The sequence below is a fragment of the Nitratireductor sp. B36 genome (genome assembly GCF_020833685.1).
Classification (GTDB): Bacteria; Pseudomonadota; Alphaproteobacteria; order Rhizobiales; family Rhizobiaceae; genus Nitratireductor.
The window spans coordinates 287429-308168 of the sequence record NZ_JACKZY010000003.1 but is presented as its reverse complement, the minus strand read 5'-3'; the positions used below and the strand labels follow the sequence as shown (position 1 = coordinate 308168).

Sequence of the window (20740 nt, the reverse complement as noted above, 5' to 3'; positions counted from 1 at the left end):
ATCCTGAGCTTGTCGAAGGGCGAGGGTGCCAGGCTCAGCCGTCAATACATCCCGCCATCCGGGTTGACAGTTTCCATACATGGCGCCCTAATCTCCGTACCTTTGTGGAGGAGCCCCCCAATGGATCCCACATTCCTGCTCACGGCGCTTGTCGTCGTGCTCATTCCAGGCACTGGTGTGATCTACACACTGGCCATCGCGCTTGGCCGCGGCGGGCTGGCATCCGTTTCGGCCGCGTTCGGCTGCACGCTCGGCATTCTGCCCCATATCGCAGCCGCGATCCTCGGCATCGCCGCCCTGCTGCATGCCAGCGCGATGCTGTTCCAGATCGTGAAATTCGCCGGGGTGCTCTATCTCCTCTGGATGGCATGGGGCGCGCTGAAGGAGAGCGGCATGCTGAATGCCGAGCCAGACCGCAGCGCGATCCCGCATCGGGCAATCATCCGCCGCGGCTTCCTGATCAACATTCTGAACCCAAAGCTCTCGATCTTCTTTCTCGCTTTCCTGCCCCAGTTCATTCCCGCTGAAAGCGCCCTGCCGGCGCTCAACATGGCGTGGCTGGGCTTCATCTTCATGGCGATGACCTTCGTCGTCTTCGTGCTCTATGGGCAGATGGCCTCGCTCGTGCGCGGCCGGGTCCTGTCGAGCCCGACCATCATGAAATGGCTGCGGCGCTCGTTTGCGGCAGCCTTTGCCGCGCTCGGCCTGCGTCTGGCGCTCTCAGCAAGGTAGAACAATGGATATCTCCGCCCTCATCATCTTTGCCGGCGCCCTGCTTGTCGCGGCCGGCTCTCCCGGCCCCAGCATCGCGGCACTGGTTGCCCGCGTCATCACACGCGGCTGGCGCGATGTGTTGCCGTTCCTGGCCGCCATGTGGATCGGTGAGGGTATCTGGCTCTCCTTCGCCATTTTAGGCCTCGCCTATGTGGCGGAGACCTTCCACATGGCTTTTGTGGCGATCAAATATGCGGGCGTGGCCTATCTGCTCTATCTCGCATGGAAGATGTGGACCGCGCCCGTGGAAACGGGTGGCGAAGCCCTGCCCAATGCCGGCTCGCGCCTGCGTCTCTTCTTCACCGGCATGGCAGTGACCCTCGGAAATCCGAAAATCATGATGTTTTACCTGGCGCTGCTGCCCACCATCATCGACGTCGCCTCCGTGACGCTGATGGGCTGGGCGGAGCTGACGCTCACCATGGTGGTTGTTCTGGTGGCGGTGGATGCCGTGTGGGTGCTTGCCGCCACGCAGGCACGCAGGCTGCTGAAAAGCCCGCGTGCCATGCGGATTGCGAACCGCACCAGCGCCTCGATGATGGCCGGTGCTGCGGCGGCCATCGCAACGCGCTAGAGCATCGGACCGAAAAGTGGAACCCGGTTTTCGGACTATTCCGATGCTCCATCAATAGTCTGGATCGCCATGCGTCCGGATGGATGCATGGCGATCTACAGCGCCGCGCGTCTTATAAGACGCGCAAAGGACGCTGTAACACTTTCAAATGATGCATGTTCTTTGTCTTTCAAATGAATTCATTTGAAAGCGACATGCATTAGAGCAACCACTCGATCCAGCGGCCATGGAAGTCGCAGCGCGCAAGATCGCGGCGCTCTCCGGTTGGCCACAGCGTGAGCGAAACCAGCGCGAATGGCTCATTCGTGTCCGAGGGTTCCATGCGCAGCCATGCGATGGGTGGACCGCCTGCCCGGCCAGCCGTTTCAAGCGCGGTCTCTATACGGGTCCGCGTTTCATGGCGAAGGTATTGCCACATGATCGAATGGAACAGCACCGTGACGCGATCAGACCGGCGGGCGGCAAGCGCGGCATCCACAAAGTCAGCGGCATCCGCCTTTTCCAGTGCGAAAGGCGTCTCGTTTGCCAGCTCCATTGCCGCGCGCAAGCGGGAAAGCCGCGCCTCCTGATCCGCCCACACATAGAAAGTCAATCGCAACCGCTGATCATCACGGGACACGTCGATGGGCGCGATGTCGCTGCCCTGGCGCGTGGCGATATCCAGCGCCCCCGACAGGTCCGGGGCTGCCCCCCGCGTCTCGGGCGCCAGCCTCACGGGTGAAGCGGCGTCGCCCCATACGCTATCGCCATAGCGGTAGTGAAAGCGGTCAAACAGAAGGTTGAGCCCTGCACTCGAGCCGATTTCATAAAGATCGAGCGGCAGGCCTGTGTCGCGCGCGATCTGGAGAAAACCCGGCAGGAGCATCGCAGAACGACCGATCTCGTTGGTCTGTGGTGCGCTGTCCAGATTGGCGCAAAGACGCTCATCATGGCGGGCGATGGCAGAACTCACGGCCTTTCGAAGCGCCTCAGGCGAAGCCGCGTTCGGTGGATAGACACCGGCAAGTGCGGCATCTTCACCGGCAAGCACAAGCGCGTGGAGCCCGCCACACAGACGCAGCGCCAGCGCATCCTCCCCGGCCTCGCCCGGCCAGCCGAGCACGCGCGCACCGGTGGCGGTCTCGCGGTCCAGTATGTCAGGCAGGAGACGGCATAACTGCGCCGTAAAGGGAGAACCCATGCGATCGCAGGCCTGCGCCTGCTTCTCGAAATGCGCGCTGATATGGGTCGTCATACATCCCTCCTGTTCGTTGGGAGGAAAACCCTAGCATGCGTTTCACGGCACTTTTGCTGCAGTGCAGCATTTTATCTGGGCCAGAGAATATGGTGTGGCCAATCAGCCCGCCGGGCGCTCCGCCAGAGCTTTTTCAATCTCGGGCATCAGACTTTCCCGGATACTCTCGGGCGTGAACGGCCCCACATGCTTGTAGCGAATCGTGCCATCAGGTCCGACGAGAAAGGTTTCAGGAACGCCATAGACACCCCAGTCGATCGCCGCGCGACCATTCTGGTCGACACCGATGGCATCGTAGGGATTGCCGAGATCGCCCAGAAACCGGCGGGCGTTTTCCGGCTTGTCCTTGTAGTTGAGTCCCGCAATCACGACGCGCTCATTCGTGGCGAGCTGCATCAGCAGCGGGTGCTCCTGACGGCATGGCAGGCACCAGGAACCCCAGACATTGACCAGCGTGACCCGGCCGCTGAAGGCCTCCGATGACAGACCAGGCAGGTTCATCCCCTCGAGCGGTGGAAGATCGATCTGCGGCGCGGGGCGGCCAATCAGTGCGGATGGCACCACAGACGTGTCCTTGCCGGAGATCAACTGAACCAGAAAGACCCCCGAAAGCGCCAGAAAGAAAAGAAGCGGCAGCAGGAACAGAAGCCGCCGCGAGCGGGCCGGCTTTTCGCTTGTCACGCTCATTTCTTCGGCGCCTTGCGGTCCGAGCGGCGGCGAATGCCACGCTCCTCAAGCTCTTTGAGCTCTCGCTTGCGGCCGGCCTGATCGATCAGGATCCAAAGGCCGAGCCCCGCGATCACCAACGCCGAGATTCCATAGGCGGCAAAGACATAGGCTGCGTGGGTCATCGGGCCGCCCTTTCCGCCGCCCGCGCCGAAAGCCGGCGCATGGCAACCACACGACGGCGCCAGATGTCCGCCCGCATCGCCATCAGATGCAGCGTGACGAAAAGCAGTGTGAAGCCCAGCGCGCAGATGAGCAGCGGCCACAGCAGCGAGGTGTGGATCGTTGGCCCATCGAGACGGAACACCGAGGCCGGTTGATGCAGCGTGTTCCACCAGTCCACCGAGAACTTGATGATCGGTATGTTGACGAAGCCGACGAGCGTGAGAATTGCCGCCGCCCGCGCCGAACGGCCGGGATCATCCATGGCCCGTGTCAGGGCGATGATGCCGAGATACATCAGGAACAGGATGAACACGGAGGTCAGCCGCGCATCCCAGACCCACCACGTGCCCCACATGGGCTTGCCCCAGACGGAGCCGGTGAACAGCGCCAGCGCCGTGAATGCCGCGCCGATGGGAGCGGCGGACTTGAGCGCCACATCGGCAAGCGGATGTTTCCACACCAGTGTTCCAAGCGCGGATATGGCCATCAGTGAATAGCAGAACATGGCAAGCCAGGCGAACGGCACATGGATATACATGATCCGCACGGTGATGCCCTGCTGGTAGTCCTCCGGGGCGGAGAACGCCATGTAGAAGCCGGCAGCGAGAACGGCCAGCGACAGGCCGCCGAACCATGGAACAAGCGTGTCGGCCAGCGCGAGAAAACGCGTGGGATTGGCGAGCGCCGTCAGGCGACCGGAGAGCGTGGAGGCTTGCGGCGTGGCGTTTGTCATGCCTGAACCCATAGCGTTGCATGTCCTGTTCCGCAATCGAATCGATTGCCGCACATCAGTCGCCGCCCCAGCGCAGTGCAAGGGAAGCGGCCAGCGGCCCGATGACGGCAAAGAACAGCATCAGCGCGGCAAGAATGAGGAAAGGCGGCAGAAAAGGATCGGGGTCGGCCACCGCGCCGCGCGCCGCCGCCACACCGAAGATCAGAACCGGGATGGTGAGCGGCAGCACGAGCACCGAAACCAGAAGCCCGCCCCGCGGCAGCGCCACGGCGAGGGCCGCCCCGACCGCGCCAATGAAGGTGATGGCCGGCGTGCCGACGGCCAGCGTCGCGGTCGCCGCGAGAATGCCCGCCGGCTCGACATTCATGAAAAGGCCGAGCAGCGGCGTCACCACCACGAGCGGCAGGACGTTGACCGTCCAGTGCGCGCAGCATTTTACAAACACGGTCAAAGCCATCATGTGCCGGCTGTCGGCCAGAAGCATCAGGTCCAGAGAGCCGTCCTCACGATCAGCCTGGAACAGGCGTTCAAGCCCGAGAAGGCCGGCAAGCAGAGCACCGATCCAGAGAATTGCCGGGCCGAGGCGCGCCAGAAGATTGAGATCCGGCCCGACGCCGAAAGGTATGACGGCGACAACGGCAAGAAAGAAGAGCACACCGGTCAGCGCCCCGTTGCCGGTGCGCACGCCAATCTGCAATTCGCGTCGGAAAAGCGCTAGCATGGTGCAAACCGGGATGGTTGCTGTTTGAGGGGGCGCACGTCCAGCATCGTCAACCCGCAGCCTCCCCCATTCTCAGCTCCTGCGCGCCCTTCAGGCCAAGCGGCAGATGCGTGGCAGCCACGATCATTCCGCCATCTTCAAGGTGCACGCCCATGAGGTCGGCGAATTGCGCTTCGGATGCCTTGTCGAGGCCGGATGTCGGCTCATCGAGCAGCCAGACGGGCCGATAGCTCACCAGAAGCCGCGCGATGGAAGCGCGCCGTCTCTGCCCCGTGGAGAGATAGCCGAACGGCAAATGGCCGATATCGCCGAGCCCCACCATCTCCAGCGCTTCGAACGGCGGCAGATGGGCCTCGCCCATGAATTCCTGCCAAAACCGCAAATTTTCCTCGACGCCAAGCTCTGCTTTCATCGCATTGCGGTGGCCGAGATAGTGGCAGGCGGACGCCACATCCGGAAACGCCTCCCCTCCACCGAAAAACTGCACCTTGCCCTCCAAGGCTGGCAAAAGGCCGCAGATCACGCGCAACAGCGTCGACTTGCCGGCGCCATTTGGCCCCGTGACCGTCAGCGCCTCGCCTTCACCGAGCGTGAAAGAGATGCCGGAGAACACGGTCTCGCCGCCGCGCTCACCGCCAAGCCCCTCGGCAGCAAGCCGCATCATGTGGTCGTCCTTCGGCAAAGATATGGTCCTGAATTTTTTACGACATGGCAGATTTGCCATTTCTCACTCTAGAACTCTTCTACAAAATTCTCTATATCCGCCTCAACCACGCCAGCGGTCGGCGTGTAACTCTTTGTGCCGATACCCGCGCGCGCGCCGCCTTGAACGGCCGGGACGCTTGGGGGCGGACAGCGGAAATGACCGTACCCGCACCTTTTGCGCGTGATGCCTCGAGGAGTCCGTTCCCGTTTCGGATAGCAGAACAGGATAGGATCGCCCGTGACCAAATCTCTAGACAGTTTCAATTGCCGTCGCACCCTCCAGGTGGGGGATGCGGAATATGTTTATTTCGACCTCAAGGAGGCCGAGAAAAACGGTCTCGAAGGCATTTCCCGCCTGCCCTTCTCCATGAAGGTGCTGCTTGAAAACCTGCTGCGAAACGAAGACGGACGCTCGGTCACCAAGTCCGACATCGAGGCGGTCGCGGCTTGGCTCGACGACCGCGGCACGGCCGGTCACGAGATCGCCTACCGCCCGGCCCGCGTGCTGATGCAGGATTTCACCGGTGTTCCCGCCGTGGTGGATCTGGCTGCCATGCGCGATGCCATGGTTTCGCTCGGCGGTGACCCGCAGAAGATCAACCCACTTGTTCCGGTTGACCTCGTTATCGACCACTCGGTTATTGTCGATGAGTTCGGCACGCCGAAGGCCTTCGCGCGCAATGTGGAGCTGGAATACCAGCGCAATGGCGAGCGCTATCGCTTCCTCAAATGGGGTCAGAAGGCGTTCAAGAACTTCCGCGTCGTTCCGCCCGGCACCGGCATCTGCCACCAGGTGAACCTCGAATATCTTGGCCAGACCGTCTGGACGAAGGATGAGGACGGCAAGACGATTGCCTATCCTGACACCTGCGTCGGCACCGATTCGCACACGACCATGATCAATGGTCTCGGCGTGCTTGGCTGGGGCGTTGGCGGCATCGAGGCGGAAGCGGCCATGCTCGGCCAGCCGATCTCCATGCTCCTGCCGGAAGTTATCGGCTTCAAGCTCACCGGCAAGCTGAAAGAAGGCGTGACGGCCACCGATCTGGTGCTCACCGTCGTGCAGATGCTGCGCAAGAAGGGCGTGGTCGGCAAGTTCGTCGAGTTCTTCGGCGAGGGCCTCGACCATCTGACACTGGCCGACGCCGCAACGATCGGCAATATGGGCCCGGAATACGGCGCGACCTGCGGCTTCTTCCCGGTTGATTCGGAAACGCTGAACTATCTCAATGTCTCCGGCCGTTCCAAGGAGCGCATCGCGCTGGTGGAAGCCTACTGCAAGGCGCAGGGCATGTTTCGCGAGACGGGCACCGAGCATCCGGTCTTCACCGACACGCTCGAGCTCGACCTTGGCGACGTGGTTCCCTCGATGGCCGGCCCGAAACGTCCGGAAGGCCGCATCCCGCTCGAGAACATCGCATCCGGCTTCGCCGAATCGCTCGAGAAGGAATACAAGAAGGATCCGTCCACGCTGGAACAGCGCTGGCAGGTTGAGGGCGAGGATTACGATCTTGGCCATGGCGACGTGGCGATTGCCGCCATCACGTCCTGCACCAACACCTCGAACCCGAGCGTGCTGATCGGCGCCGGCCTGCTGGCCCGCAACGCCAATCGCCTGGGCCTCAAGCAGAAGCCGTGGGTTAAGACGTCACTTGCTCCGGGCTCGCAGGTGGTTGCCGAGTATCTGGAGAATTCCGGCCTGCAGAAGGAGCTCGACCAGATCGGCTTCAACCTAGTCGGCTTCGGCTGCACGACCTGCATCGGCAACTCCGGCCCGCTTCCGGCCCCGGTCTCCAAGACCATCAACGACAAGGGCCTGATCGCTGCCGGCGTTCTCTCCGGCAACCGCAACTTCGAAGGCCGCATCTCGCCGGATGTGCAGGCCAACTACCTGGCCTCACCGCCGCTGGTGGTCGCCTATGCGCTCGCCGGTTCGGTGACCAAGGATCTGACCAAGGAACCGATCGGTCAGGACAAGGACGGCAACGACGTCTATCTGAAGGACATCTGGCCCTCCAACCAAGAGATCCAGGAATTCATCCAGAAGAACGTCACCCGCGATCTCTTCGAGAAGAAATATGCCGAGGTCTTCAAGGGCGACGAAAACTGGCAGGCCGTGCAGGTGCCGGAAGGCGAGACCTATGCATGGGACGACAAGTCGACCTATGTGCAGAACCCGCCCTACTTTGTCGGCATGAAGAAGACGACTGGCGATGTGAGCGACATCAAGAATGCGCGCATTCTCGGCCTGTTCGGCGACAAGATCACCACCGACCACATTTCACCGGCCGGTTCCATCAAGGCGCAGTCCCCAGCCGGCAAATACCTGATGGACAATGGCGTGGGCGTGGCCGACTTCAACCAGTACGGCACACGGCGCGGCAACCATGAGGTGATGATGCGCGGCACCTTCGCCAACATCCGCATCCGCAACCACATGCTGGGCGAAAACGGTACCGAAGGCGGCTACACGATCCACTATCCCTCCAAGGAGGAGATGTCGATCTACGACGCAGCCATGGAATATCGCAAGGAAGGTGTTCCGCTGGTGGTTTTCGCTGGTGGCGAATACGGCAACGGTTCTTCCCGCGACTGGGCTGCCAAGGGCACCAACCTGCTCGGTGTCCGCGCCGTCATCGCAGAAAGCTACGAGCGCATCCACCGCTCCAATCTGGTGGGCATGGGCGTCATTCCTTTCGTCTTTGCCGACGAAGGAACGAGCTGGGCAAAGCTCGGCCTGAAGGGCGATGAGACCGTCACCATCGACGGGCTCGAGACCATCAAGCCGCGTGCAACCGTGAACGCGAAAATCACCTTTGCCGACGGTTCGGTCAAGGAGGTTCCTCTTCTGTGCCGCATCGACACGCTGGATGAGCTTGAGTACTTCAAGAACGGTGGCATCCTGCAATACGTGCTGCGCGACCTGGCCGCCTGATAGGGCCACGCAAACACACTGATCAGACCGCCGGTGGAGACGCCGGCGGTTTTTTTTGAGTTCAAGGCGCTCAGTTAATCGGCTCACCTGAACGTGACTTCTTGTTGAGGTACGCTCGCTCCTATAGTTCTGAATCAAAGCAATGTTCGCTTCACATTCCAAACGGAGAGCGTATGTTCCGGCTCTGGACACCAGGCCATATCCTTGCCCTGGCTTTAGGCTTTCTCGCCCTTATCGGTCCTGCGGGAGCCGAAAACACGGTTCGCCCAATTGGCGTGGTAGAACTCTTTACGAGTCAGGGCTGCAACTCGTGCCCTCCAGCGGACGCGGTTCTTGACGAGCTCGCCTCCCGAGAAGATGTGGTCGCCCTTGCCTATCATGTCGATTATTGGGATTACCTGGGTTGGCGAGACGCATTGGCGCACCCGGCCAACTCTGAACGGCAGAGGAAATACGCAGGTACTCTTCAGAAGAGTTCGGTTTATACACCTCAGGCTATCGTCAATGGGCGCCAAGACATGAACGGCGCCAACCGAACCAAGGTGGTGTCGACCCTTGAAGCGCTGGCGGGCACCGCGGCGGGGCTTCAGGTGGATCTGTCTTTAGAGGACAGAGGTGACAGCATAATCGTAAGCGTCGGCGCATTGCCCGAAGGCCTTGATGGTGAAGACCTCAGCGCGCATCTCGTCTTTGTCGACTATACACCGAGAACCACAGTGGAGATTCGGGCCGGGGAGAATCGCGGACGCACTATCGAGTATCGAAACGCGGTCAACCGGATCCAGACCATCGGCATGTGGGACGGCGCCGCGAAGAATTTCGAGATGCCCAGATCGGAACTGATCCAGAAGGGCAATGGCTGCGCCTTGTTGCTCCAACGGGTCGATGAGAACGGTTTGCCTGGCGCCATACTTGGAGCCATTGCCCTCAACCCATAACACCCGCTCGACCCCCCTCGAACCCCAATGTCCGAGGAGCTGGTCCCAAAAGAAAAACCGGTGCTGACTCATTCAGCACCGGCTGTATTCCTTTGGGACCGTTGCCTCGCTCGGGCGTCCGAGAGTTGGTTCGATCCGGTCATGACCCCGAGGGCGGGGGGGCTTGGGGTTTTCGGGATCCGTGTCCGGACCGAACCGTCTCAGGCAACGTTGGGATCGTTGCGGCACAATGGGGCGTGAGCTTGAACAAATTGCGGCAAGAAAAAGGCAAGCCATCACCAATTCCGACAATCGGTCCCGATTTGTGACTACCGGCTAAGAAATGAGGGTTGCAGAGCTCGAACACATACGTCGGCAAAAGATGTGCACGGATGTAACCACTCTGATGTTCATGCCATCAAGAAGGATGACAGCCCTCGCAGTCTCATGCGGGTGGTGAAATATGGATTGAGGCAATGCGGGCTTGCAATTCGGCCTATGGCAGGCGAACCTTCCATTGTCACCAAATCGTCATGAGGTACAGCCGATGACCGATTACGGCAGCGCCGGGGAGGATAGGGACGGGTCCGGAATACTGATCCCGCTGCACGAGGCACGCAGGGCACGTTCGGACCTTCCCGTAACCTTCGAGCGGCGCGAACTGGATCAGATCCTACGCATTTATGGCCACATGGTTGCCGCGGGCGAATGGCGGGACTATGCCATCGACCATCTGAAGGACCGGGCCGTGTTCTCCGTATTCAGGCGGACCAGCGAAGTGCCGCTTTTTCAGATCGTCAAAGACCCTAAGCTGACACGAAAGCAAGGTGCCTACAGTGTCATTGCGGCGACCGGTGCAATCCTGAAACGCGGACACGAATTGGCGCGTGTCTTGGCGGTGTTCGACAAGAAGCTGAAACTCGTTACCTGACGCGACATCAGGACAATCTCTCTCCCCGGAACAAGCGTTCGGGGACGGAATTGGGATCAGGTGGCCTATCGTCACCTTCATTCAGCGCGCGCTGCATAAACACCGTATCGAGCCAGCGCTCATGTTTATAGCCACTGCCGCGAAGCATGCCGGCATCGCGAAACCCCATGGAGCGATGCAATTTCACCGAAGCGCTTTGCGGCGAGCCGTCGCCAATGACGGCGACAATCTGACGGAATCCGCACTGCTCGCACGCATCCACCAGAGCCTGGAGCAAGAGCCGACCCAGCCCACGCCCCTGGGCTTCGGGCGCGAGGTAGACCGAATCCTCGACCATGAAACGATAAGCCCGCCGCGCGCGAAACGGTCCCGCATAAGCATAGCCGAGAATATTGTTTCCCTCCTCGACAACGATATAGGGATAACCATTTCCCACAAGCGCATCCATGCGTTCGCGCATCTCGGCCTCGCCAGGCGGTTCCAGCTCATAGCTGGCTGTCCCTTTCGACACGGCATGAGCATAGATTCGGGTAATCGCGGGAACATCATCCGGATGAACAGGGCGAATGGTGGCTGTCATGGAAACTCGACAAGGCTTGTGGCGGCAAAAGAAAAGGGCGGCTCGGAAGCCGCCCTTACTTAACACTGTTTCAGTGTCGGTGTGCACTACTCGCGATTACCGAGGAACTGCAGCAGGAACATGAACAGGTTGATGAAGTCAAGATAGAGACGCAGAGCGCCCATGATCGCCTTGCGACCGGATACGGTGGCGTCGTCGCCCTCGTAATACATCTCCTTGATCTGCTGGGTGTCGTAGGCCGTAAGGCCGGCGAACACCAGCACACCGATCACCGAAATGGCGAACTGCAGCGCCGACGAGCCGAGGAAGATGTTCACGATCGAGGCAATGATGATGCCGATCAGACCCATGAACAGGAACGACCCCATGCCCGAAAGGTCACGCTTGGTCGTGTAACCCCAGAGCGACAGTGCGCCGAACGAAGCGGCGGTGATGAAGAACGTACGGACGATGCTTTCACCCGTGAAAACGAGGAAGACCGTCGAAAGCGACAGCCCCACCAGAGCTGAATAGACCCAGAAGGTTGTCTGCGCCGCTCCCACGCTCATGTTTTGAATGCGGAAGCTCAGGAAGAACACCAGCGCAAGCGGTGCAAGAATGACAACCCAGCGGAAGGCGCTGGCATAGATGAGCTGGCCGAAAGCCGTGAGCTGGCCGTCGGCAATGGCAAGGTTGAACGCGCCAAACGCTGCAAGGCCGGTGATCGCCAGGCCGAGCGCCATAAGGTTGTAGACGCGGATCATATAGGCGCGCAGGCCCTCGTCGATGGCCGCGTCCGCGCGCACGCCGGGCGTTGCGCGGGCCTGATAGTTACGAAGGTCAGCCATAATTACCCCTTTCTGGCTTAAATCCCGTCCGGTGACGGCCTGAAAGACCGTGCGCCGCTGGCGGGATACCAGCATGCGTAGATCAAATATGATGTCAGTTTGTGTTCAGGACAAGACCTCTTCGCACCGGAAACGCGCCTGCGGCAACAGTTCGCGGGCGGAATCGCGCCTGTCCGCGCCGGAGGGTTAACCGTTTTTCACGCTCACAAATTGCGCAGAACCGGTGCGGCCTTGTGTCCGAGAACCCGCCATGTGCCGATCAGGCCGAAGCCAACCGTCATCACCAGCGCCACCACAACGGTGGTGAACGCCACCTCCGGCAGGAAGCTTGAGGGCAGGCCCATGACCTTTGCCACCACAAACCAGGCAGCAACCCCGCCGGCCAGCAGCGCGAACACCGCAGTCGCAAGCCCGATCAGCAGATATTCGAGCGAGAAAGCGGCGATCAGGGTACGCCGCGTGGCGCCAAGGGTCTTCAGAACCACAGCATCATGCACCCGCGCCCGGTTGCCAGCCGCCAGTGCACCGGAAAGCACGAGAACCGAAGCAATCAGCGCGACGGCGGCTGCCGCACGGATCGCCGTGGCCAATTGCTCTACAAGCCGGTTCACCACATCGAGAGCATCCTTCACCCGCACGGTGGTCACCGTCGGGAAGGAGCGGGTGACAGCGTTGAGGATCTTCGATTCGTCGGCCTGCGTGGCGTTTGCATCCGTAAGCGTCGCCAGCCAGGCGTGGGGTGCGCCGGCAAAGGTGTTGGGCGAAAACACCATCACGAAGTTGATGGCCAGCGATTCCCATTCTACGGCGCGGAAATTGGCTATCCGGGCCGTGACCTCGCGACCAAGCACATTGACGGTGATCGTGTCGCCAATCTTGAGACCAAGCTCTCCACCTTCTTCCGCCGTGAAGGACACGAGCGGCTCACCGTCATAATCAGCCGGCCACCAATCCCCTTGTGTCAGTGTGGTGTTCTCCGGCGCGTTGCGGGCATAGGTAATGCCACGGTCGCCCCGCAGCACCCAGCCACCCTCCGGCGGAATCTCCATGTCCCGCACATTGACATCGTTGAGCGCGGTGATGCGCCCACGAAGCATCGGCACCTGAATGAGCTTTCCGTCTGGCGCTTCCTGTTTGACCAGATCGGCAAAGGCCTCCACCTCGCCGCTCTGGATGTCGACAAAGAAAAAGTTCGGGGCGACCTCCGGCAGATTACCGGTGATCTGCCGTCGCAGATTGCCGTCGATCAGCGCCAGTGTGGCGAGCAAGGTGAGGCCGAGCCCCAATGACAAGACCACGGACGGTGTCAGCGCACCTGGGCGGTGGATGTTGCCCAGAGCGAGGCGCAGCGGCGTGGACGTGACGCGCGGGCTGCGCCGTGCCAACCACTCGATGCCAAGCGCCACGACCCTCAGAACTATAAACGCGAACACGGTTGCACCAACAAAGATGGCCGCCATGCGCCGATCGTCGGAGAACCAGACAGCGAACCCGGCGAGGCCGGCCGCGATAGCTACCGAACGGGTGATATAGACTGGTCGCGGCCAGCCACGTCCGTCGACACCCATTTCGCGGAACAGCGCTGTCGCCGGCACATCACGCGCCCGGCCAAGCGGCATCAGCGCAAACACGAGCGTGATCATGACGCCGAACAGCGCGGCCACAAAAAGCGCAGCCGGATAGAACCCACCCGTCGCGGGAACCGGCAGGACACTCGCCAGAACCGCCGACGCGCCGAACGGCATCAGCGCGCCAATCGCGAGGCCGGCAAGAATACCGATGCCGGCGATCATCAATATCTGCACGAGATAGACGGTAAAGACGAACCCACCCGAAGCGCCAAGGCTCTTGAAGGTCGCGATCACGGCACGCTTGCTGTCGAGATAGGCGCGCACCGCATTCGCCACACCCACGCCCCCGACGACAAGAGCTGTCAGCCCCACCAGAGTGAGAAACTGCGAGAACCGCTCGATATTGCGTGAAAGAGATGGGGCCGCATTGCTGCGGGTACGGATGCTCCATCCGGCCTCCGGAAACTCCGCTGCGGCGCGTGCCTGCACGGTTTCCAGGTCGCTCTCTTCGCCATCGAGCCGCACCTTGTAGACGTGCTCGACGAGACTGCCCGGCTGAATGAGCCCGGTCGCCTGAAGCGCATCCAGCGAAATCATCAGCCGTGGGGCAAAACCGAACCCGTCGGACACGGCATCCGGCTCCGTGACAAGAACAGCGCGAAGCTCGATGGTCTCGCTGCCCAGCATGATACGGTCGCCAATGCCAAGACCCAGACGTTCGAAGAGCAAATCCGGTGCCGCCGCCCCATAGGCGCCATTGATTTTTTCAAAGAGCGCGTCATGCGAGAGCTGCGGCTCCGTCACCCGCGCCCCATAAAGCGGATAGAGCGCATCGACGGCCTTAACCTCCACCAGTGTCTGGTCCGAACCGTCGGCAAGCCGTGCCATGGAACGCATATTCGCGCTCTCGGCCACATCCCCCAGATCCGACAAAAAGGTTTGCTCAGCTTCGCTGGCGCGCCGCTGGTTCAATTCAAAGCGCAGATCGGCGGCCAGCAACGACTGGCCTTCCGCTTCCACAGCTTCGGTAATGGCGGTGGCGACCGAATTGACACCGCCAATGGCGCCCACACCCAGCGCGATGCAGGCCAGGAAGATGAAGAAGCCGGAAAGTCCACCCCGCATCTCTCGCAGCGAGAAGCGGATCGCCAGACCGATCATGCGGCCAAAACTCATGCCGGTCGAACGTGTGCTGCCCGCACTCATGCCATCGCAGCCTTCTCCAAGGCAGCGTCCTGCTCGATACGGCCGGAGCGCATCGCCACCTGACGCTCACAGCGAGCGGCAAGAGCCGGATCGTGGGTGACAAGCACCAAGGAGGTGCCGCGTTCCCTTGCCTTGGCGAAAAGCATGTCCGAAATCTGCCTGCCGGTTGCCTGGTCGAGATTTCCGGTCGGCTCATCGGCGATCAGGATCGCCGGCCCCGGCGCCAACGCACGAGCAATAGCCACGCGCTGCTGTTCACCGCCCGAGAGTTCTCCCGGATAATGTGTCAGGCGCTGCGAAAGGCCGACAGCCGCCAGTTCCTCCTCGGCTGCGCCAAACGGATCGGCGTGCCCGGCCAGTTCCAGCGGCACGGCGACGTTCTCCAGCGCCGTCATGTTGGGAATGAGGTGAAAGGACTGGAAAACGATGCCGATCGAACGGCCGCGAAAGGCAGCAATCGCATCTTCGCTCAGCCCGTTGATCTGCGTCCCGCCAACGCGCACGATACCCTCATCGACGCGCTCCAGGCCCGCGATCACCATCAGCAGCGTGGACTTGCCCGAACCGGACGGACCGACGATCGCCGTGGAACGCCCCCGCTCGACGGAGAGGCTGACACCTTTGAGAACATGCACCGAGGAGGCACCCTCACCCAGTGTAAGCGACACGTTCTCAAGTTCGATCACGGCTTCTGTCACGGAAAAGACATCCTATATTGGGAGAAAGCGACGCTGGAATCGGACCACTGCACGGTTTTGGCAAATATGGGTTATCCCGCATGGCATTCAAATTCTTTCGTCCTGTCGGTCAGTTCACAAAAATTTCATCGGCTGCTGCAGCACTCATTCTGGCGCTTTCCATATGCGTCGCCGCGCGTGCCGAAACCATCCAGATTGTTGGCTTCGGCGATAGCCTCATGGCGGGCTACAATCTTGGGCCGGACGAGGGTTTCCCTGAACAGCTCGAAAACGCGCTCAAGGCTGAGGGCTATGATATCTCCATCGCCAATGCAGGCGTGTCCGGCGATACGACGAGCGGCGGGCTCTCTCGTCTTGAATGGTCTGTTCCCGAAGAGGCGGACATTGTGCTTCTGGAACTCGGCGCCAACGACATGCTGCGTGGCATTCCACCCGCATCCACCGAACAAAATCTCGACCGGATGATCGCCACACTGAAGGAACGCGGGCAGCAGGTGATCCTGGCTGGCATGCTGGCAGCACCCAATCTCGGTGAAGATTACGCCGCCGCCTTCAACCCGCTCTATGAGCGGCTGGCGGAGAAACACGAAATCCCGCTGATCCCGTTCTTTCTCGACGGGGTGGCCGCCGAGCCGTCTCTTCTTCTGGAAGACGGCATGCACCCCAATGCCCAGGGCGTAGAACGCATGGTGGAGCGTATTCTGCCCACCTTTCGCAAAGTGCTCGATGAGCGATCCCAAGAAGGCGCGTAAAACTTGATGAAGAAACCGCTTGCTCACGATGGCAATCGGTGATTCGCTGTAATCGACACTGCGATTCGAGGAGGTTGCCATGCCGCGACTTTTCACCGCCCTCGAGATCCCGCGTGACGCCGCCTTGTCGTTGTCACTTCTCCGCGGGGGCCTCCCAGGAGCTCGTTGGATCGATGTCGAAAACTATCATCTGACATTGCGGTTCTTCGGTGACGTTGAAGGTCATACGGCAGACGAGATCGCCAATGCGCTCGATAGGGTTCGACGGCCAGCCTTCACGATGAAACTTTCCGGTGTGGGGGCATTCGGACAGAAAAAACCGCACTCCATCTGGGCCGGTGTGTCTGCCTCGCCCGACCTCTACGCACTACAGGGAGAAATAGATGGCATCTGCCGGCGCTTACGCTTGCCACCGGATCCCAGAAAATTTACGCCGCACGTCACCCTGGCCCGCCTTAAAAATTCCAATCCGCGCGATGTGGCAGGCTATCTTTCCGCCCGCGGCAACTTTGCCTCGGTACCCTTCTCCATAGGCCGTTTTGTACTGATGTCGTCGCGCGCTTCCTTTGGGGGTGGCCCGTACATCATTGAGGAGACCTGGCCACTGGTGGGCGCGGAGTATGATCGTCAGTCGAACTTCGAAAGCAGCGCTTCAGAAGCCTCACGGATCATCTGGTAAACCGACGCAAAGCCGTCCTCGCCTCCATAATAAGGATCGGGGATATCGATGACGCGGTCGTTCGCATAATCGAGAAAAAGGTGAATCTTCCCGAGCGTCCCGCCTGCAGCGCGCTGGCGCAGTGTTTGTACATTGTTGCGGTCCATGCCCAGGAGAAGATCGTAGCGGTTGAAATCCGCCGCTTCCACCTGTCGTGCCCGCTGGTGAGAAATATCGACACCGAATCTACGGGCGATGTCGATCGAACGCGGGTCTGGCGGGTTGCCCACGTGCCACGCGCCCGTACCAGCCGAACCGATCATGAAATCCGCCGCTCGCCCATGCTCTGTTACGACACTGCGAAAGACACCCTCTGCGAGTGGAGAGCGGCAGATATTGCCGAGGCAGACGAAGAGTATGGAGATACGAGGCTTTGCGTTCATGGCTGGTGCGCTATCATCCCGATGAAGACACCAACAGGCGATACCATGGAGAGACGCGATGGCAAGGGCAAAGCTCGATCCGGCTGCATTGGAACAAGCGCTCAAAACCCTCGACGGATGGGATCTAGGAGAAGATGGGGACTCCATCCAGCGGCGCTTCGTCTTCGCTGATTTTTCCCAAGCATTCGCTTTCATGACCCGCTCAGCGCTGATGGCCGAAAAACTCAACCACCATCCGGACTGGTCGAATGTCTACAAGATCGTCGATGTCAGTCTTTCCACGCATGATGCAAGTGGGGTGACTGAACTTGATCTCAAGCTCGCCATGGCGATGGATGAATTTGCCAAGAGCTGATTTTGGTTGGATTCCGCGCAAACATTGAATTTCGCCGGCTGATTCCCACATCTTCATCAGCAGGAGCACACTATGGACGATGTGAAAATCGGGGAAATTCTGGAACCGGTCGGTCCCCGTGAAAACCGGAACCGTGAAGAGCGCGTACGTGCGAAATTCTGGCGCACGGTGAAGAAGGCGGCACGTCAGGTGCCCTTCATGGAGGATCTGGTAGCGGGATATTACTGCGCGCTCGATAACGACACCCCACCGAAGGTGCGCGGCCTGCTCCTCGCTGCCTTGGCTTATTTTGTGCTTCCACTCGACGTGGTGCCGGACTTTCTGCTTGGTTTCGGCTTTACGGATGACATCGCCGTACTGGCAGCCGCCTTGAACGCTGTCCGCCGGCACATCACACCGGCGCATCGTCTCGCGGCCAGACGAGCCCTCGCCGAAACGACCCGCGACAGCTAGCCAGTCAAATTCTTGCCTCTTTCATTCGTTTCAACCGCTGGTGAAGGGGTGTTCGGACGTTGGCGCATTTCTTTCGCGGCAACGGATATCGGGGTTGACCGCATGAAGAATCCGTCGATTTGCTTCACGCTTTGGTAACCCAGATTAAATAAAAATGAAGTGATCTAGAGGGACCAGCCGGTCTCCAAACACTGGCAAAAAAAGACGGTCAAGACGATGCGCGTACTGATTTCGACACTGATGCTCATTTGCGGAATGGCGGCGGCAAGCCCCGCGCTGGCCCAGGCAACGGCGGTGGGACAGCATCGCGACTGGGGCGTCTACAGCTACCAGTCCGGAAACGGCAAGGTGTGCTACGCCATGAGCGTGCCAAAGGAAAAGCAACCGGCCAGCCTCGATCATGGCGATATATTCTTCTTCGTCAGCCAGAAGCCCGGTCAGAACGTGGCCTCCGAACCGCAGTTCATCGCTGCCTACAATTTCCAGACCAATTCCAAGGTGATTGTCACGGTGGGCAACAAGAGCTTCACCATGTTCACACAGGGCAAGTCCGCATGGCTTGAGAACGCAGCTGAAGAGCCGCAGTTAATCGCGGCGATGAAGGGCGGTTCAGACATGAAGGTTGCAGCGAAATCTGGCCGCGGCAACGACACCAGCTACACATTCTCGCTGAGCGGCGTCACTGCTGCGATCAACGCCACCCAGAACTGCAAATAGCCATCGTAGAAGCGGCTGCCGGCCGCAACAGGTGACGGCAGCCTTCAGGCGTGCTATGAGCGCGGCGAATGAAGGGCATCCGCTGAATTCGAGAGACGAATCCGCAAGGCGCTGCCCGCAACGCACTTCAAGAACGCCATGGCACTGACACTCGATCTATCGACGCCCGAGGGGCGCGCTGACCTGCGCCCCGCCACGAAAACCGAAAAGCAATCGTTGATCGGCCTTTCGCGTGACGAACTGGCAGAAGCGCTGCTTTCACTGGGCGTGCCGGAGCGGCAGACACGCATGCGCGTGCGCCAGCTCTGGCACTGGCTCTATGTTCGCGGCGTTTCCGATTTCTCGCAGATGTTCAACATCTCGAAGGACCTGCGGGCAAAGCTCGACGCACATTTCACCATTGCCCGTCCGGAAATCATCGAAGAGCAGATTTCGAAGGACGGCACCTGCAAGTGGCTGATGCGCTTTCCAGCACGCGGCGCGGGTCGCCCGGTGGATGTGGAAACGGTCTACATTCCCGAGGAAGGCCGTGGCACGCTGTGCATCTCCAGCCAGGTAGGCTGCACGCTTACCTGCACCTTCTGCCACACCGGCACACAAAAGCTGGTGCGCAACCTGACACCGGGCGAAATTCTCGACCAGCTTCTCGTCGCGCGCGATCGCCTCGGCGATTTTCCCGATGCCGACACACCCGACGGGGCCATCGTGCCGGCGGAAGGCCGCAAGGTCACCAACATCGTCATGATGGGCATGGGCGAGCCGCTCTACAATTTCGAGAATGTGAAGCAGGCGCTTCTCATCGCCTCCGATGGCGAAGGCCTTTCTCTCTCCAAGCGTCGTATCACGCTTTCAACCTCCGGCGTGGTTCCGGAAATCTATCGCACCGGCGAGGAAATCGGCGTCATGCTGGCGATCTCGCTGCACGCCGTGCGCGATGAGCTGCGCAACGAGCTGGTGCCGATCAACAAAAAGTATCCGCTGAAGGAGCTGTTCGACGCCTGCCGCGCCTATCCGGGCCTCTCGAACGCGCGGCGCATCACGTTTGAGTATGTGATGCTGAAGGGTGTCAACGACTCGCTCGACGATGCCCGCGAACTGGTGCGGCTTCTGAAGGGCATCCCTGCCAAGATCAACCTGATCCCCTTCAATCCATGGCCGGGCAGCGACTATGAATGCTCCGACTGGGAGCAGATCGAGGAGTTTGCGGATCTGGTCAACAAGGCCGGATACGCCTCGCCCATCCGCACCCCGCGCGGGCGCGACATCCTGGCCGCCTGCGGTCAGCTCAAATCCGCATCGGAGCGGATGAAGAAGGCCGACCGGCTGAAGCTGGAAGCCATGATGATCGCCGGCCACGGCGAATAGGGCAATTCTGGCTCACCGCGCCTGCGCTGTCAGGATCTTCAGCGCGAAGGCGGAGAAAACGCCTGCGAACAGATAGTCGACCACGCGGGTGACACGCGGGCTCTTCTTCAGAAGCTTGGAAAAACTGTCTGCCGCGATCACCATCGGCGCGACGATGGGCAGCGCCAGCGGAATGAACAGAAGCCCAAGAAAGAACAGCTTGCCCGGGGCGTGCGGATCGCTGGCCGACACGAACTGCGGCAGAAATGTCATGAAGAACAGGATGATCTTCGGGTTCAGAAGATTGATGCCGAGCCCCGTGGCCCAGTTCTTCAAGAGCGACCGCCCCGCCCCGCCCTTCTTCTCCGGCGAGAAGGCGGAGCCTTTGCGGATCGCCTGAATGGCCAGCCAGATCAGATAGCCCGCACCGAACACCTTGAGCGCAAGGAATGCCTCGGGCGAAGCGACGATCAGCGCCGAGAGCCCCAGCGCCACAAGCGCCGTGTGGATCATGATCCCGGTCATCGCACCGAACATGCAGGCGAAGCCGGCCGCCCTGCCCTGGCTCAGCGCCCGGCCGACGAACAACGTCATATCCGGACCCGGCGTGATCGAGATCACGAAGGTGGCGAGGGCAAACTGGAGAATGGTGGCGGAGTCGGGAATGAAGGTCATGGAAGTGCTTCCGGCACGGCGTTGATCTGCCGGAAGCTAACGCAGG

Annotated in this window: 23 protein-coding genes; 11 read left to right on the top strand and 12 right to left on the bottom strand. The window is 60.6% G+C overall.

All coding sequences use genetic code 11. From position 1 onward, the window contains the following. The first annotated feature begins 120 nt into the window (after positions 1–120). Both H7H48_RS13205 and H7H48_RS13200 read left to right on the top strand, forming a co-directional pair. Entirely contained in the window at positions 121–732 is a 612-nt protein-coding gene (locus H7H48_RS13205) for a LysE family translocator (protein ID WP_229449525.1), read from the top strand. Positions 733–736: 4 nt separating this feature from the next. Next, positions 737–1348, top strand: a complete 612-nt coding sequence (locus tag H7H48_RS13200) for a LysE family translocator (RefSeq protein WP_229449524.1) — start codon at positions 737–739, stop codon at positions 1346–1348. A 199-nt stretch (positions 1349–1547) separates the two neighbouring features. Here the strand turns inward: H7H48_RS13200 and H7H48_RS13195 are convergent, their stop codons facing one another. The 6 genes from H7H48_RS13195 to ccmA form a co-directional block, all read right to left on the bottom strand. After that, the gene (locus tag H7H48_RS13195; RefSeq protein ID WP_229449523.1) at positions 1548–2582 is read right to left on the bottom strand and encodes a DUF2332 domain-containing protein; all 1035 of its coding nucleotides are present in this window, start codon (positions 2580–2582) and stop codon (positions 1548–1550) included. 102 nt (positions 2583–2684) lie between these two features. Beyond that, positions 2685–3269, bottom strand: coding sequence for a DsbE family thiol:disulfide interchange protein (locus H7H48_RS13190; protein WP_229449522.1), 585 nt, complete (start codon positions 3267–3269; stop codon positions 2685–2687). After that, positions 3266–3433 (bottom strand): heme exporter protein CcmD, encoded by a 168-nt coding sequence (gene ccmD, locus H7H48_RS13185; protein WP_007010672.1) that lies wholly within the window; start codon positions 3431–3433, stop codon positions 3266–3268. Before ccmD ends, H7H48_RS13190 begins: the two co-directional genes overlap by 4 nt. After that, a complete protein-coding gene (locus H7H48_RS13180) occupies positions 3430–4218 on the bottom strand; it encodes a heme ABC transporter permease (RefSeq protein ID WP_370633381.1) in 789 nt (262 codons plus the stop codon). The genes ccmD and H7H48_RS13180 overlap by 4 nt, the downstream gene beginning before the upstream one ends. 43 nt (positions 4219–4261) lie before the next feature. After that, the gene (ccmB, locus tag H7H48_RS13175) at positions 4262–4927 is read right to left on the bottom strand and encodes a heme exporter protein CcmB (protein WP_229449520.1); all 666 of its coding nucleotides are present in this window, start codon (positions 4925–4927) and stop codon (positions 4262–4264) included. 49 nt (positions 4928–4976) lie between these two features. Beyond that, positions 4977–5588, bottom strand: a complete 612-nt coding sequence (gene ccmA, locus H7H48_RS13170) for a heme ABC exporter ATP-binding protein CcmA (protein ID WP_229450080.1) — start codon at positions 5586–5588, stop codon at positions 4977–4979. Positions 5589–5870: 282 nt separating this feature from the next. Here ccmA and acnA point away from each other — a divergent pair, with 282 nt between their 5' ends. The 3 genes from acnA (at position 5871) to H7H48_RS13155 (ending at position 10415) form a co-directional block, all read left to right on the top strand. Then, complete coding sequence (gene acnA, locus H7H48_RS13165; protein ID WP_229449519.1) at positions 5871–8567, top strand: aconitate hydratase AcnA; 2697 nt, start codon at positions 5871–5873, stop codon at positions 8565–8567. Positions 8568–8740: 173 nt separating this feature from the next. After that, positions 8741–9505 (top strand): thioredoxin family protein, encoded by a 765-nt coding sequence (locus H7H48_RS13160; protein WP_229449518.1) that lies wholly within the window; start codon positions 8741–8743, stop codon positions 9503–9505. Positions 9506–10031: 526 nt separating this feature from the next. After that, positions 10032–10415 carry a DUF2794 domain-containing protein gene (locus H7H48_RS13155; protein WP_229449517.1) on the top strand — a complete coding sequence of 128 codons (384 nt, stop codon included), beginning with the start codon at positions 10032–10034 and terminating at the stop codon, positions 10413–10415. Positions 10416–10422: 7 nt separating this feature from the next. Here the strand turns inward: H7H48_RS13155 and H7H48_RS13150 are convergent, their stop codons facing one another. From H7H48_RS13150 to H7H48_RS13135, 4 genes are all read right to left on the bottom strand, one after another. After that, entirely contained in the window at positions 10423–10995 is a 573-nt protein-coding gene (locus H7H48_RS13150; protein ID WP_229449516.1) for a GNAT family N-acetyltransferase, read from the bottom strand. Positions 10996–11081: 86 nt separating this feature from the next. Further along, positions 11082–11822 (bottom strand): Bax inhibitor-1/YccA family protein, encoded by a 741-nt coding sequence (locus H7H48_RS13145; RefSeq protein WP_007010679.1) that lies wholly within the window; start codon positions 11820–11822, stop codon positions 11082–11084. A gap of 203 nt (positions 11823–12025) precedes the next feature. Further along, entirely contained in the window at positions 12026–14599 is a 2574-nt protein-coding gene (locus H7H48_RS13140; protein WP_370633380.1) for an ABC transporter permease, read from the bottom strand. Next, a complete protein-coding gene (locus H7H48_RS13135) occupies positions 14596–15297 on the bottom strand; it encodes an ATP-binding cassette domain-containing protein (protein WP_229449515.1) in 702 nt (233 codons plus the stop codon). The genes H7H48_RS13140 and H7H48_RS13135 overlap by 4 nt, the downstream gene beginning before the upstream one ends. Positions 15298–15377: 80 nt before the next feature. Between H7H48_RS13135 and H7H48_RS13130 the strand changes: the two genes are divergently transcribed. Beyond that, a complete protein-coding gene (locus H7H48_RS13130) occupies positions 15378–16049 on the top strand; it encodes an arylesterase (protein WP_229449514.1) in 672 nt (223 codons plus the stop codon). A gap of 79 nt (positions 16050–16128) precedes the next feature. After that, entirely contained in the window at positions 16129–16728 is a 600-nt protein-coding gene (gene thpR / locus H7H48_RS13125) for an RNA 2',3'-cyclic phosphodiesterase (RefSeq protein ID WP_229449513.1), read from the top strand. Here thpR and H7H48_RS13120 read toward each other — a convergent pair. Next, entirely contained in the window at positions 16677–17150 is a 474-nt protein-coding gene (locus tag H7H48_RS13120) for a low molecular weight protein-tyrosine-phosphatase (RefSeq protein WP_229449512.1), read from the bottom strand. The two genes, thpR and H7H48_RS13120, sit on opposite strands and share 52 nt — an antisense overlap. 58 nt (positions 17151–17208) lie before the next feature. Here H7H48_RS13120 and H7H48_RS13115 point away from each other — a divergent pair, with 58 nt between their 5' ends. The 4 genes from H7H48_RS13115 to rlmN all read left to right on the top strand — a co-directional run bounded on the left by H7H48_RS13115 (position 17209) and on the right by rlmN (position 20040). Continuing rightward, on the top strand, positions 17209–17505 hold the full coding sequence (locus H7H48_RS13115) for a 4a-hydroxytetrahydrobiopterin dehydratase (protein ID WP_229449511.1): 297 nt from the start codon (positions 17209–17211) through the stop codon (positions 17503–17505). A gap of 72 nt (positions 17506–17577) precedes the next feature. Then, positions 17578–17958, top strand: coding sequence for a YkvA family protein (locus H7H48_RS13110; protein ID WP_229449510.1), 381 nt, complete (start codon positions 17578–17580; stop codon positions 17956–17958). A gap of 216 nt (positions 17959–18174) precedes the next feature. Continuing rightward, the gene (locus tag H7H48_RS13105) at positions 18175–18675 is read left to right on the top strand and encodes an invasion associated locus B family protein (protein ID WP_229449509.1); all 501 of its coding nucleotides are present in this window, start codon (positions 18175–18177) and stop codon (positions 18673–18675) included. A gap of 138 nt (positions 18676–18813) precedes the next feature. After that, entirely contained in the window at positions 18814–20040 is a 1227-nt protein-coding gene (gene rlmN / locus H7H48_RS13100; protein ID WP_229449508.1) for a 23S rRNA (adenine(2503)-C(2))-methyltransferase RlmN, read from the top strand. A 12-nt stretch (positions 20041–20052) separates the two neighbouring features. On the opposite strand, the gene H7H48_RS13095 is transcribed toward rlmN, so the two are convergent. After that, positions 20053–20694, bottom strand: coding sequence for a LysE family translocator (locus H7H48_RS13095; RefSeq protein ID WP_229449507.1), 642 nt, complete (start codon positions 20692–20694; stop codon positions 20053–20055). Positions 20695–20740: the final 46 nt, after the last annotated feature.